This is a genomic window from Paenibacillus sp. MAEPY2 (genome assembly GCF_000499205.1).
Classification (GTDB): Bacteria; Bacillota; Bacilli; order Paenibacillales; family Paenibacillaceae; genus Paenibacillus; species Paenibacillus vandeheii.
In genome coordinates this window covers 1-14,101 of sequence record NZ_AWUK01000053.1, presented here as the reverse complement: position 1 = coordinate 14,101, position 14,101 = coordinate 1, and the positions used below count along the sequence as shown (strand labels likewise).

The 14,101-nt window shown below is 45.2% G+C and carries 11 protein-coding genes; 3 read left to right on the top strand and 8 right to left on the bottom strand.

Annotated elements, in window-relative coordinates; all coding sequences use genetic code 11:
- The first annotated feature begins 9 nt into the window (after window positions 1-9).
- The gene (locus P364_RS0131620) at window positions 10-1,236 is read left to right on the top strand and encodes a glucose-1-phosphate adenylyltransferase (RefSeq protein ID WP_024634006.1); all 1,227 of its coding nucleotides are present in this window, start codon (window positions 10-12) and stop codon (window positions 1,234-1,236) included.
- A 100-nt stretch (window positions 1,237-1,336) separates the two neighbouring features.
- On the opposite strand, the gene P364_RS0131615 is transcribed toward P364_RS0131620, so the two are convergent.
- The 5 genes from P364_RS0131615 to P364_RS0131595 form a co-directional block, all read right to left on the bottom strand.
- Window positions 1,337-2,830 (bottom strand): sensor histidine kinase, encoded by a 1,494-nt coding sequence (locus P364_RS0131615; protein WP_024634005.1) that lies wholly within the window; start codon window positions 2,828-2,830, stop codon window positions 1,337-1,339.
- On the bottom strand, window positions 2,827-3,525 hold the full coding sequence (locus tag P364_RS0131610; RefSeq protein ID WP_024634004.1) for a response regulator transcription factor: 699 nt from the start codon (window positions 3,523-3,525) through the stop codon (window positions 2,827-2,829). Before P364_RS0131610 ends, P364_RS0131615 begins: the two co-directional genes overlap by 4 nt.
- Window positions 3,518-4,840, bottom strand: coding sequence for a hypothetical protein (locus P364_RS0131605; RefSeq protein ID WP_052016844.1), 1,323 nt, complete (start codon window positions 4,838-4,840; stop codon window positions 3,518-3,520). The genes P364_RS0131610 and P364_RS0131605 overlap by 8 nt, the downstream gene beginning before the upstream one ends.
- A 22-nt stretch (window positions 4,841-4,862) precedes the next feature.
- Entirely contained in the window at window positions 4,863-5,588 is a 726-nt protein-coding gene (locus P364_RS0131600) for a phosphonate ABC transporter ATP-binding protein (RefSeq protein ID WP_024634002.1), read from the bottom strand.
- Between the two features lie 83 nt (window positions 5,589-5,671).
- Window positions 5,672-6,871 carry an MFS transporter gene (locus tag P364_RS0131595; RefSeq protein ID WP_094936132.1) on the bottom strand — a complete coding sequence of 400 codons (1,200 nt, stop codon included), beginning with the start codon at window positions 6,869-6,871 and terminating at the stop codon, window positions 5,672-5,674.
- Between the two features lie 201 nt (window positions 6,872-7,072).
- Here P364_RS0131595 and P364_RS0131590 point away from each other — a divergent pair, with 201 nt between their 5' ends.
- Both P364_RS0131590 and P364_RS0131585 read left to right on the top strand, forming a co-directional pair.
- On the top strand, window positions 7,073-7,993 hold the full coding sequence (locus tag P364_RS0131590) for an ArsR/SmtB family transcription factor (RefSeq protein WP_024634000.1): 921 nt from the start codon (window positions 7,073-7,075) through the stop codon (window positions 7,991-7,993).
- A 43-nt stretch (window positions 7,994-8,036) separates the two neighbouring features.
- Complete coding sequence (locus P364_RS0131585) at window positions 8,037-8,801, top strand: HAD family hydrolase (protein WP_024633999.1); 765 nt, start codon at window positions 8,037-8,039, stop codon at window positions 8,799-8,801.
- A 90-nt stretch (window positions 8,802-8,891) separates the two neighbouring features.
- Here the strand turns inward: P364_RS0131585 and P364_RS0131580 are convergent, their stop codons facing one another.
- From P364_RS0131580 to P364_RS0131570, 3 genes are all read right to left on the bottom strand, one after another.
- Window positions 8,892-11,234: a type IA DNA topoisomerase gene (locus tag P364_RS0131580; RefSeq protein ID WP_024633998.1), complete on the bottom strand. Its 2,343-nt coding sequence runs from the start codon at window positions 11,232-11,234 to the stop codon at window positions 8,892-8,894.
- A gap of 125 nt (window positions 11,235-11,359) precedes the next feature.
- Window positions 11,360-11,827, bottom strand: a complete 468-nt coding sequence (fur, locus tag P364_RS0131575) for a ferric iron uptake transcriptional regulator (protein ID WP_024633997.1) — start codon at window positions 11,825-11,827, stop codon at window positions 11,360-11,362.
- Window positions 11,828-12,127: 300 nt separating this feature from the next.
- Window positions 12,128-13,615, bottom strand: a complete 1,488-nt coding sequence (locus P364_RS0131570; RefSeq protein WP_024633996.1) for a glutamate synthase subunit beta — start codon at window positions 13,613-13,615, stop codon at window positions 12,128-12,130.
- Between the last annotated feature and the right edge of the window lie 486 nt (window positions 13,616-14,101).

Genomic DNA, 14,101 nt, shown 5'->3' with positions numbered 1-14,101 from the left:
GAAACGATTATGTTTAATAAAGATTGCATCGCTATGCTGTTGGCGGGAGGAGAGGGGAAGAGATTAGCCCCTTTAACCTCAAGTATCGCAAAACCCGCTGTACCGTTTGGCGGGCACTACCGGATTATCGATTTTCCCCTCAGCAACTGCGTAAACTCAGGCATCGATACTGTAGGTGTTTTGACGCAGTACCAAGCTGATTCATTGCATGATCACATTGGTGGCGGAGAACCTTGGGGACATGGGACTTCAAGTGAGGCAGGAATTTCCTTACTTCCATCTTATCATACAGGAAATGACGAATACTTGGGAACCGCGGATGCTATTTATAAAAATATCGACTATATCGACCAACAAAACCCCGAAAATGTTCTAATTTTGTCGGGTGACCATATTTATCATATGAATTATCGTGAAATGCTGGAAGCTCATACAGCTAACCAAGCGGTAGCGACCATCTCCGTTATGGAAGTTCCTTGGGAAGAAGCTCACCGCTTCGGCATTATGGCAGCTGATGAAAATCTGAGAGTAACGGAATTTGCCGAGAAACCGGCCGAACCGAAAAGCAACCTGGCGTCGATGGGAATTTACATGTTCAAATGGGAATATCTGAAGCGCCACCTGCTCGAAGATGCCGCTAATCTGGAATCCAGCCATGACTTCGGTAAAGATGTAATTCCTCAAATGTTGAATGAAAACACTCCCCTCTTCGTATATAACTTCAATGGTTATTGGAAAGACGTGGGTACGGTGAAAAGTTTATGGGATGCGCACATGGATCTGCTTCACAATGAGGAAGGCTGGAGCCTGCAAAAAGAAGACTGGCCGATGTATACTCGTGACTGGAGAACCAAACCGAGTGCATATAAAGCGCGTCATACACGTGCTGAGCTTCTGCAATCCATGATACATGAATCCTGCGCCATGGATGGCCGTGCTGAACGCTCTGTTATTTTCTGCGGAGCCGAAGTTGGTAAAGGTTCTGAGGTTAAAGACAGTGTGATCATGCCAAATGCACGGGTAGGTCGTGGTGTTCATATCGAACGCGCCATTATTGGTGAAGGTGCTATTATCAAAGACGGCGCCATTGTCAAAGGTACAGCGGATGAAATTATGGTTGTCGGACCTAATGAGATTGTTTCCGCCAAACCGGCTGTACGCACACAACCGGTACGTATGCTAAAAGATGTTTATGAAAAAAGCGGACGCCTGCGCACAGGTGAACTTTCTTCATAACATAAAGAAAAGGCGAGCCATAATGGCTCGCCTTTTTGGCGCGTTAGACCCAACATTATTCCGAATACAAATACGTATCCGGTACTTTACCAACAAAGGATTATATTCCTTCCTTATCGGACTTTGTCTGCTGGTCCAGTATCTCCTGTACTCCTTCGGAGTCACTGTCATGCTTAGCAGCTTCACCTATACCAGCCTCTTCCTCAGGCAATGCTGGCAAAGAAACGGTAACTGTGGTTCCCGACCCAAGCTCACTCTGAATTGTGATTGTACCCTCGTGCAGTTCCACAAGTTCCTGCGTAATGGCAAGACCCAGCCCAGTTCCCCCGTTCTGATGATTCACCTGGAAGAATCGGTCACGTACTTTAATGAGATGTTCTTCACTGATTCCGATACCGGTATCCTGAACAGCAGCTATGATCTGCCCCTTCTCTTCTTTAACAGAAAGGAAAATCCACGAATTTTCATGAGAAAATTTAATCGCGTTATCAACAAGATTAAGAAAGACCTGCTTCAACCGGTTTCCGTCTCCAAATACGTTAAAAGCACGTGTCTCATCTGTGTCCAGCTTGAGATGTACTTGCTTTTGTTCCGCTTTGGCCCAGACGTTCAACATCGTTTCCTGAACAATTTCTCGAATGCTGACTGAGCCTTTTACAAGCTTCATCTGATTTTGCTGCAATTTGGAGAAATCGAGCATTTCTTCAACAAGACCGATCAGTCGCTCGGTTTCTTTGGAGATAATACTCATTCCAATTCTCGTCTCATCCGGATCGTACCCGCCTGAATCCAGGGTTTCACTCCAGCCTTTGATACTGGTCAGAGGTGTCCGCAATTCATGCGAAATAGATGAAATAAAATCATCTTTAATCTGGTTACTGCGTACAATTTCATGTGCCATAAAATTCAATGTAGACGCCAGTTCGCCAAGCTCGTGCTTGTAACTCCCTTTAACTCGGACATCCAGACGTCCCCTGGCCATTTGAGCTGAAACGGCTGTAATGTTATTAAGGGGACGTACAATCGAATTCGCCATTCCGATACTGATAATTAAAACAATAACTAGTACAGCCACACCTACAGCAACCGCTAGCAGCCCCATAACCAGAAGCTTCGAATTAACCATATCCAGCGAGGTGAGGTACCTTACAATATAAGTATTTTCGCCACCCAAATCTAGCTTGTGGGATACCGCCATGACTTGCTCACCCGTAAGGGGTTGTCTACCCACCCAACGGCCAATGCTTCCGTTCATGGCCTGTGATATATCGCTCGTTTGAAGAACGGCATGTTCGGACTCGAAAGCCGTTGAACTAGCCAAAACTCGACCATCCATATCAAGGATTTGCAGCTCGGTACTACCCAATTGTAAATTTGCGAGCAAATACGATAAATTATTAGCTTCATCCGTACGAGATAACGTTTCTTTAAAATCATTCGTGGATGTAATCTGCTGATTAATCGTATTATAAATACTCTCGTAATAGTACCTCTGAACTGCAATCAAAAATATGAATTCCACCAACAGCAGAGCCAGAAATACTACAATAAAGTAATGTAGTACGATCTGCCGCGTAATGCCTTTTTTGATCATTGATCCCGGCCCTTCCATTTGTACCCGTGGCCCCAGACAGTTTGCAGGTATTCAGGTTCGGAAGGATTGTTTTCAATTTTCTGGCGCAAGCGGCGAATGTTTACGTCCACGATTTTCGGATCACCCATATACTCTTTACCCCACACGTGATCCAGCAGTACATCTCGACTAAGCGGTGTGTTTTCTTTTTCCAGGAAGAATTGAATCAAGGAAAATTCGGTTGGTGTTAACTCAATTAATTCATTCTGCTTCTTGAATTGCTTGGAGATCAAATCCAGTGAAAATGGTCCCGATTGGAACGTTACCTTGGCAGCCGTCTCCCGGTGAACATTCACCCGACGCAACAAGGACTGGATGCGTGCAATCAACTCGGTTGGACTAAATGGCTTGCTTACGTGATCATCTGCTCCAACCGAGAGTGCATATACCTTGTCCTGCTCCTGCACTTTGGCTGTCAGGAAAATAATACCTAGACGTTCATTCGTTTCACGAATGCGACGACACACTTCAAATCCGTCAATGCCAGGAACCATAACATCCAGCAAAGCTAGGTCAATATCTGGAACGGTTTGTAGAATACGAAGCGCTTCGTGTCCGTCTCCCGCTTCGAGCACTTCGAACCCGTTTCTCTTCAAATTAATAACAATAAAACTGCGGATGGATTCTTCATCCTCAAGAATAAGTACTTTACTCATTAAGTTCTTCCTTTCTGTTCAGATGCGACATATTGTCCAGTAATCCACCATCATTATTAGCTGATTGTGCGCTACGATAAGCAATCACTCGATCATTTGATTTAGTAATTTCTTTCCAGCCTTTACCTTTTTCCTGTTCCCACTTCGTAAGTGTGAAATATTTAATTTCACCTACGGTTTCATCCGTATCAATCATTTTGAAACGAATATATTTTCCCTTTTCCGATTTGGTGTCTATTGTAACTTTTCCATACCAATCTGTTTTCAGGTTAAGGTGGAATGCATTCGCATCATCACGATACTGGAAGGATACGAAATCTTTGCCATCCTTACCATTCCACTGATAGAAAGTATAGAACCACATTCGAGCATCAAATACGTAATGTTCCCAGCCTCTGGGTGTTTCCTTCAATCCAAATTCAATAATACCATCATTATTAAAATCACCGCTTAAAATTTTGTCATCTCTATAGGTTTGATCGGGGGAATTGAATGCATACACCAATTTGTTGTCTTTTACATACACAATCTGCGTAAAAGTACTTCGGTCATCCAATTCGGCATCCAAAACGATGCCCACTTTATCCTTGGCAATTTGACCTCCAAGTGCATTATAAAATTCTTTTACTGTATAGTCCGTCTGTATACGGTCCACTTCCTTAAAACTGCCATCATCATATTGATATAAGGCAATGGATGCAAATCCGCTGGTATTGAGCGAAACGATAGCAAAATCATTCTTTTTGTCCCCGTTCAGATCCAAAGGATTCCCTTGTAAATCATCAATAATTAACTGATTATACGGTACACCGCCCATCACCTGTTCAAGGGCTCCCCCTTTATAGGAATAGGCCATCAAAGCTTTCTGGGCTTCAAGGCTCACCCCTAGAACAATATCAGGATTTCCATCGTTCGTGATGTCCAGTAATTTAAAGGATTGCAGGGTATTTCCCGGAACATCAAAAGTAAGTTTTTTCACCCAGGTATCACCCTGCTCTTCGAGAAGCATGCCATGGATCCGAACATTCTCACTCGGAGTTTCGTAGAAAACAATGGCCTCTCGGGTTCCATCCCCATCCAAATCAGCCACCCGTATCATGCTTGTATTGTTCAAGTCTTTGGGCCTGATTAATTGGCTTTCAGGAGGTTGTTCTTTCTGTACAATTGTAAGTAGTCTCTCCTTGTCCATCGACATCATGGGTTGTTTCATCAGAAGCTTGGGATCACTCAGGACAGTACATCCGCTAAGGACTGAACCGAGCAGGATCGTTAATGCTCCCCCCGCTAACAGGCGCCCCCACCGTGAATTAAGCAAATTCATCACTCTTTTCAATAGTTTAAATCATATTTTTTTCTTGCTGTGTCAACCGACGTCCTCGTATATCAAAAGCAATCTTGCCTTCCGCTAGACCCCAGATGCGGGTTGCATGTTTCTCTGCCATTTCAATTGGCAATACTGCAATTACGGTAGCACGTTCCTCTTCGCACAATTTGCGCAGCGTTTCCAGCACCGTATCTGCTGTATGAGGATCAAGCCCAATGACAGGTTCATCCGCCAAAACAACTTTTGCACCATGTGCAAGCGCTCTGGCAATCGCAACACGCTGCTTCTCGCCACCACTGAGCTTCTCTGCCGTCTGGTGTGCTTTATCCAGCAACCCCAATCCTTCCAGATAATCCATTGCACCCATATAATCATCGGAACGAACCATGCCTGTTACCATTCTCCATAAAGGAGTTTGACCAGACCGGCCGATCAATACATTTTTCAAAGCTGTACGTCTCGGATACAATTGCGGATTCTGCTCCAAGTATGCCCATTCCCGTTTAATTTTCCGTTTTCCGGACCAACCTTCTTTTATAATCTCGGCTCCATCCACCGTAAATCGACCACTGTCCCATTTTTCCATCATAGCAAGGCATTTAAGCAGCATGCTTTTTCCGCTTCCACTTGAGCCTACTACACCGATCATTTCTCCCTGTTGCATATCGAATCGTATATCCCGCAGAACCGGAACCCGATCCGCTCCAACGGATTTGCTTAAACCCTCAACTCTGATCATCGCGATGTCTCCTCTTGTCCATGTTTTTCCCTACTACTAGTGTACTCGGAAATGGACATCAATTTCCATGCGAACACCAGCTTCTATTTTACCACAGATTCAAGCATAGGTTTACGACGAAATAATACACCTGCTGCACCAAAAAGAAGATACATGAATCCAAGTAACATAAACATGCTGCCGGGTGAAATCCAGTTGATCACTTGCCCACCCAGATTCGGTCCAATAATGCTTCCAATTGTAAAATGAAATGAAGCCACTACGTTCGCTGCAGGCAGTAGCGCTTTGGGCAAAATATCTGCGGCATAAGCCAGGCCAAGCGAGAAAAATGAACCTACCAGACCCCCTGCTATGGTCAACAGCACAAGCGTCCACCAGAAATGTGTGCCGGCCACTGGTACGAACATGAAGATGATCCCACCAGCAATACCGGCAAACATCAACGTTTGCTTTCGACCATAACGGTCACTCAACATGCCTAGAGGTAATTGCAGGAACAGACCCCCGATTCCGACAAATGGCAGCAAAGACGATATCTGATTGGCATCCAAACCAATACGCAGTCCGTATACGGGGAAATTACTGTTCATTCCGGCTTCCATGTACCCGTATAATAACGCAGGCAACAGTGCATACCATGCCCAGGCCAGACTGCGACGGAAACGGCGTTCAGGCAGTTGTCCATGCGCTGCCTTCTCCGGCTTCGTATCGGGAAGCTTCAATAATACAAGGATCAGCACTGCGGCCATACAAACAAACAATACCCAGAATGGAACAGCATCACCAAACCCGAGCAGCTTGATTCCCAGTGGCCCGATACTGAATCCTAAACCATAGGACATGCCATATAAAGAGATGTATCGTCCTCGTTTTTCGGGTGCGGTCACCAGAAGTACCCACAACTGGGCAGAATAATGGAGGGCACTATCACCAATCCCGACCACGAGACGCAAAATGAACCAAATTTTGATATCCGGAAAATAAGGAAACAGGATTAGGGGAATCATGACAAATAACAGTCCGCCAATAATCAGCTTTTTGAAACCGATAGCTCCCAGCAATCGTTCGGCCACCAAGGTCATCGCAAAGGACCCCACATACAATGCGGCAGCATTCAATCCGTTTAAACCCGGTGAGACTCCTTTTTGCTCCAAAAATATGGATAGCACAGGCAATAAAAGCCCCTGGCTGATTCCCGCCACAACTATAACGGTTATCAGGATAAGATAGTTAGATGTAGAATGTGACAATTTTGGGGTGGTTATCAATGACACAAGAATCATTCCTCCTGCAAGCATACAAAGAAAAATCGCCATCTCTGACGACCTTTCGCATGTTATAACTATTCTGATGATCATGCATGGTTACGCCAGGGGTTTTGCCCTGGACTTGAACATTATAGTGGACAACGCCCTGCAAAACAAGCCATAATAGTACTTAAGTCGCTGCGTACATTTAGATGTGACGGGAGGATTCTGCATCATATGGCTTATCATGTTAAAATCGATGTTTCACCGATATATGAAATGCTCAATAGCTTTTTGGTATATGTAACGAAGAAGTGGATTCAACATCTGGATGTTGGCCCTGAATGGATCATTGAGGTGGAAGGCAAACTAAGTTCCAATGTTCGAGCTGCGCTCGCACCTGCTGCCACATGGCCTTTTGATGACTTTGACGTTTTGTTTGCATGGGCGGCCTATCGGAACGATTCCAATGAAAATATTGATTTTCTGGATATGCTTGCAGGACAGACAGCCGAAGAGCTGTTCGCACGTATTTCTGCTCTGCTGCCCCATCTTACAATAGAAGAATCTACACGTATTCGGGACAGCTATGTGCCACTTTTGCGACTCTGGGATCAGCATTACTGCCAGCATATGAGTGAGGATTATCGTATCTGGCTGGAGGAAGATGCTGAAGAGAAACGCATACTGCTGGATAAAATGGGACCTGAATTACTTATTGAATACGCTACTGCGGGTGTTCTGGTTGAACCGATGCCTGGACTGGATGAAGTAATCCTGTTTCCGACCGTTCACAACCGTCCCATTAATATGTACTGCTTCTATGAGGGCATGATGATTATGCAGTATCCTGTGGATGCACCTGAAGAGGATGAAGACCAACCACCAACCTGTTTGCTTCGCTTCACACATGCCCTGGCTGATCCGGAAAGACTTCGTCTGCTCCGTTACGTGTCAGGTGAACCGAAGTCGCTCGCTGAGATGTGTGAAGAGCTGGGCAAGGACGAGGATATGGTTAAAGATCAGGTTATGGCACTGCGTATCGCTGGATTGCTACGAACCCATCTGCTCGGCAGTAATCGCAAAGAGAAATACAGTATTCGACCAGATGGCGTATCGGAATTGAACATGTTCCTGGAATCTTATATTCGCATATAAAATATGAACAACTGTGCTGCTGGCTGCAAGGAGTGAATTGGATATGAAAATAATAAAACAACATATTTTGTTTGATCTCGATGATACACTCGTGTACTGCAATAAATATTTCAATCTGGTGCTTGGTGAATTCTTCGAGAACATGCAGGAGTGGTTTGACGGACATGCCCTGACGGTTCAACAAATTAGGGAGAAACAGCTGGAGATCGATGTAACCGGGGTCAATAAACTGGGATTTGCAAGTCACCATTTCCCGCAATCCCTTATTGATACCTACCGTTACTTCTCCCAGAAGTTCTCAAGATCCACCTCTCCCCAAGAGGAATCTTACCTCACCAAATTAGGAATGAGTGTATATGACCAAGAGGTTGAGCCTTATCCTCATATGGTGGAAACGCTAGAGAATCTTAAATCAGCTGGACATGCCCTCTACCTGTACACGGGCGGAGAAACTGTCATTCAGCAGCGGAAGATTGATCAGATGAAGCTATCAGCTTATTTCGATGACCGAATCTACATTCGGCAACATAAGAACATTGAGGCACTTGAAGGTATTCTCTCTACTGGCCCGTTTGAGCGTCGTGCAACGTGGATGATTGGGAACTCACTGCGTACGGATATTATGCCTGCCGTGACGGCCGGCATCCATAGCATCTATATTAAACAGCCGAACGAGTGGCAATACAACATGGTCGAGCTTCAACCTAATCCGGAGACATCAATGTATACCATCACTGCTCTGGAAGAGGTACCGAAGGTCATCCATGAAAATATACAACAGCAGCAACAAAAAATGACCCTTGGATAAGGGTCATTTTTTGTTTTATTTAATGATGATTGAACGTGACACTAGTACATAGGTCTTCACGTTCTTCTTTCAGATATTACATCCAAAAACTTATGCATCTTGCTTCTCCGCGGATAGTTTACCTGTTGCCTTATCTTGCAAAATAATACGCGCCTTCACCGTACTTCCGTCTTTCCGTTTAAAAGCCAGTACCTGAGTACTCCCCTTTTCAATCAACGCTTTCAACATCGTGCTGGTGATTTTCTTGCCGACGTACTCTTTCCAAATGACAAACCCGCAGCCTTCCTTGAAACGTGTACAGCCATAACCTTTCTTGCCCTCAATAATCTGACCCGTGCAACCCGGTGATGGACAGGAGGCCAACGTTTCACGGACACCCGGTTGGCTAGAAGTCGAAGATCGTGTTTGTATAGTCGAGTTCGCGACACCAGTCTTGGATGACGCTCTCGACGTTTGACGTGTAGTCTTCGCACCTACATTTGTGCTCGCGCCGGTACCTGATGTTTTGGCGGATGTTCTGGCGCTGGTTCTCTGGGCTCCGGCTCCCTTGCCTTTCCCCCGCCCCCCACGCGTATCTTCCCCAAAAGCATCCGCTGGTGCCGGTGCCTGCACACGTACTTTATCAATGATGGACATGGTAAACTTCTTGACGTTCTCCATGAACTTGTCCTGGCCCGCTTCACCTTTGGAAATTTGGTACAATCTTCTTTCCCACTGGCCCGTCATCTCAGGCGAAGTCAACAAATCTACGCCTGCCTTCCGGATCAATTCAATGGCTGTCCGGCCCTTCAACGTCAGTTGCATCTTTTTACCCTGCATCGTAATGTAACCCACGTTTTTAAGTCTTTCAATCGTTGCGGCACGAGTCGCTGGTGTACCCAGTCCGCTGTCCTTCATTGCATCACGCAGCTCTTCATTCTCGATCTGCTTACCTGCACTCTCCATCGCTTTCAGCAACGTTCCCTCCGTATAACTCTTGGGAGGCTGTGTCGCCTTTTCCTTGAATTCACTTTTGGTACACTGAACAGGCAATTCAGGTTGAACGGCAAATGCCTTGTCCGTCCATTCTTCTGCTTCCTCTTCTTCGTTGCTGTTTTTCTTCGTCTTTTTCTTGCCTGTCTGCTCCTGATCCGCAGATCCCAGTACTACTTTCCAACCCAGCGAGAGCAGTTCTTTCACAGAGGTCTTGAACTGGTGCTTCTCCACTTCCGTGAGCACGGTATGCTGCTTGTACTCTGCTGGCGGATAGAAATGGGATAAGAAACGCCTTACGATCAGATCATAAATATTCTGTTCATCCTTGGATAACGTACCCGGCCGTTTCAATGTAGGTAAAATCGCATGGTGATCTTCAACTCTGGACGGGTTACATACACCCTTGTTATTTTTATGAACGAGTTCAGGTTTTGCTCCTAGTGCCAATTCACTGTATGATCCATTTTTAAGCAAATTCAGCGTTTTGTGCATACCTTCAATATTCTGTTCTGTAACATAGTTGGAATTGGTCCGCGGATAAGAGATCACCTTATGTTTCTCATAAAGCGCCTGCGCAATATCCAGCGTTTTCTTCGCCCCATAACCATACTTGGCATTTGCTTCACGCTGCAAAAGGGTCAGATCATACAACCGGTATGGATACTCTTTGGTCTGTTTTGCTTCGTACTTGGTGATCTGTCCCGTCTTCCCCTTCACACTGGTCGCAATCGATTCAGCAACGGCGGGGTCGGTCAGCTTGTCCCCTTGACGTAATCCCCTGTACTCTACTCCTTCTTGACGAAACCAGGCGGCCACTTCATAAAAGGTCTGGGACTGGAACGCTTCAATCTCAATTTCCCGATCATAGATCAAAGCCAGCACTGGAGTCTGCACTCGGCCTACAGAGAGCAAGGCATTATGTCGAGTCGTAAAGGCCCGAGAAGCATTCATGCCAATCAGCCAATCCGCTTCACTACGCGCTCGGGCAGCATGAGTCAAATTCTCAAATTCCGAGGCATCTTTCAAGCCATCAAAACCACGTTTAATACTCTCTGCAGTCAGATCCGATATCCACAGACGCTTTACAGGCTGACGCAGTTTCAACTGTTGCTGAATTAAGGCGAAAATATACTGTCCTTCTCGCCCTGCATCACAAGCATTAACGATGGCCGATGCTCTTTTTGCAAGTTCTCCGATCATTTTCAGTTGATCTTTCGTTCTGGGGTTGGGCACAATCTTGAACTGATCCGGAATGATCGGCAAATCGCCGATATTCCAGCGCTTGTACTTTGAATCATAGGCATCCGGTTCAGCAAGTCCCAATAGATGACCAATCGCCCAGGTGATAATGTAATGCTCACCTTCCAAATAATTGCGATTGTTCTTGGCTCTTGGTTCTATGACGGCGGCAATGGTTCGGCCCATGTCGGGCTTTTCCGCTATAACCAGTGTCTTCATCCGTCCATCTCTCCTCCTTCACCGTCCGCATGACGGCAAAAAGGGGCCTTCCGCCCACGGAAGCCCCTTGCTTCTAAAACTTATTATATCAGATTTTGGTTGCGGGAGCATCCTCCCCGCTGCATTTACCCTGCTGCCTGTTCATTCAAAGCTTGCTTCGCTCTGCACTCCTTGCACACACCCTGAAAATCAAGCCGGTGGTCTGTAACGGCAAAGCCGTACTGACGCTCGATTTGTTGTTCCAGACGAAGCAAGCCATCCTCCATAATCTCTTCCACGGTGCCGCACTCCGTGCAAATCAAATGATGATGGTGATGTGAGCCATCCGTACTTCTCAGATCGAAGCGCGCAGCACCGTCCCCAAAGTTAATCTTTTCTACGACCTGAAGGTCACTAAGCAGTTCAAGCGTACGATATACCGTAGCCAAGCCAATCTCGGGGAATTGTTCCTTAACTAGCAGAAATACTTCCTCTGCGCTAAAATGATCCTTTTCATGTTCAAGCAATACACGTACCGTAACTTCTCGTTGCTGTGTCAGCTTATAACCTTTTGCGACCAACTGTTTCTTAATGTCATCAATCTGTTCTGAAATGGATTTGCCCCGGTTACTTGTCATAAGGTTGCACCTCCAGATATTATCATTTCACAATTCGTGTCGTTTTTAAGTGTCATGGCGTTTCTTATTTATAATCATTATAATCTAATAATAAATCTTTAGGAGCTAAAAAGCAATGCTATACCGCACACTTGCCTAAATAAATGTCGATGTTCTTTATCTGAATATCATAAAATAACAAAAAAGCCCCCGCAAACTGCGAGGACTTTCACTTTATCAATTTTATAATTTATTCATATATTGCAAATCCGTATTGATCTGTGTCTTATTGACTCGTTATACGAGAACTGTAGCACCCATCAAGTATTTGTCCACTTCACGGGCAGCTTCACGGCCTTCATTAATTGCCCATACAACCAGACTTTGACCACGACGCATGTCACCTGCTGCAAATACTTTATCCACATTGGTATTGTATTTGCCGTAACGTGCCTTAACGTTGGTACGACGGTCTGTTGCAAGTCCAAGTTGTTCCACCAGAGTCTGTTCCGGTCCGTCAAAGCCAATAGCAATCATTGCCATTTGAGCTGGGAACACGCGCTCTGTACCCGGAATCGGCTGATAGATCTTACGCCCTGTCTCATCTACAATACGCTCGATTTGAACGGTATGAAGTTCTTTGAGATTACCCTCGTCATCACCCACAAATTTGGTCGTCATAATGGAGAACTCACGCGGATCGTCACCGAACAGCGCTTTCGCTTCTTCCTGTGCATAATCAAGAGTATATACGTTCGGGAATTGCGGCCAAGGATTGTTAATGCGGTCACGTTCCATAGGAGCTTGAGTATGTGTACCAAATTGGGTAATGCTCCGACAACCGTGGCGAAGCGATGTTGCTACACAGTCGGAACCTGTATCCCCGCCACCGATAACGATAACATCCTTGTCCTGTGCTGACAGGTAGTTACCATCCTCCAGATTGGAGTCCAGGTAACTTTTGATGCTGCCATTCAGGAAATCCATGGCATAGTGCACACCTTTCAGATCACTGCCTTCAATGTTGAACTCACGTGGTTTGGTTGCACCGCCGCACAGGACAACCGCATCATAATCATCTACCAGCTGCTGCGCAGCAATATCTTTGCCGATCTCCGTGTTGGTTACAAATTGAATGCCTTCTGCTTCCAGCAAATCAACACGACGCTGAACGACGTTTTTATCCAATTTCATCGTAGGAATACCGTACATCAGCAAACCGCCTACACGATCGGAGCGCTCGTATACCGTTACTGAATGACCTGCTTTATTCAACTGAGCTGCCGTAGCCAGTCCCGCAGGACCTGAACCTACAACTGCTACACGTTTACCCGTACGTTTCTCCGGAGGTTGGGGAACAACCCAGCCTTCTTCAAAACCCTTTTCAATTATCGCTTCTTCAATCGTTTTGATGGTTACAGGTTCACCGATAAGACCTACTGTACATGATCCTTCACAAGGAGCAGGACAGACACGACCTGTAAACTCAGGGAAATTATTCGTTTTATGCAGACGATCAAGCGCTTCTCTCCACAAACCGCGATACACCAGATTATTCCACTCTGGAATCAGGTTGTGCACAGGACAGCCCGACGTTCCGCCAGTCATATCTATACCAGTATGGCAATACGGGGTACCACAATCCATGCATCGTGCACCTTGTGTTCTGAGCTCTTCTTCAGCCATATGTTTATGAAACTCTTCCCAATCCTTGACCCGCTCCGCTGGTTGGCGGTCCGCAGGCAGCTGCCGTTTGTATTCCATAAATCCAGTAGGTGTAGACATCTTACGTTTTCCCCCATCCGTTCTTGTCTTAATCCCTTCATCTGCATGGTTCTATATGAAATGGATTACTCATGTTTGAGTTTTTTTTATATTGTATCACAAAAGCTTCTCGAAGATATTTCAATTATAGTAGCACTTTGCTTGCTGAATATTAAATGGATTATCCGCATAATTATTTGTATTTTATACATCATATCGTCCAAGTCTACCCATGGTCAATACCCTTAAATTGGTTATTTATCAGATAAGGATACACAAAATTAAGTTTTTAATTAATGGAGAAACCGACAAAATGTCATTTAAATGTGAGGTAATTTGCCATTTAATACAACAAATTTTTGCTACTTTGCGAGATCCATTCCAAATATCATTCCATTTTAGGGCTTTACAACGGTGAAACCCTATAACTTTTATACTTTTTTACCACTTCGTGATTATTGTTATGTATTATATTTATATTGTTCGTTATTTTAACGTCATATTTGT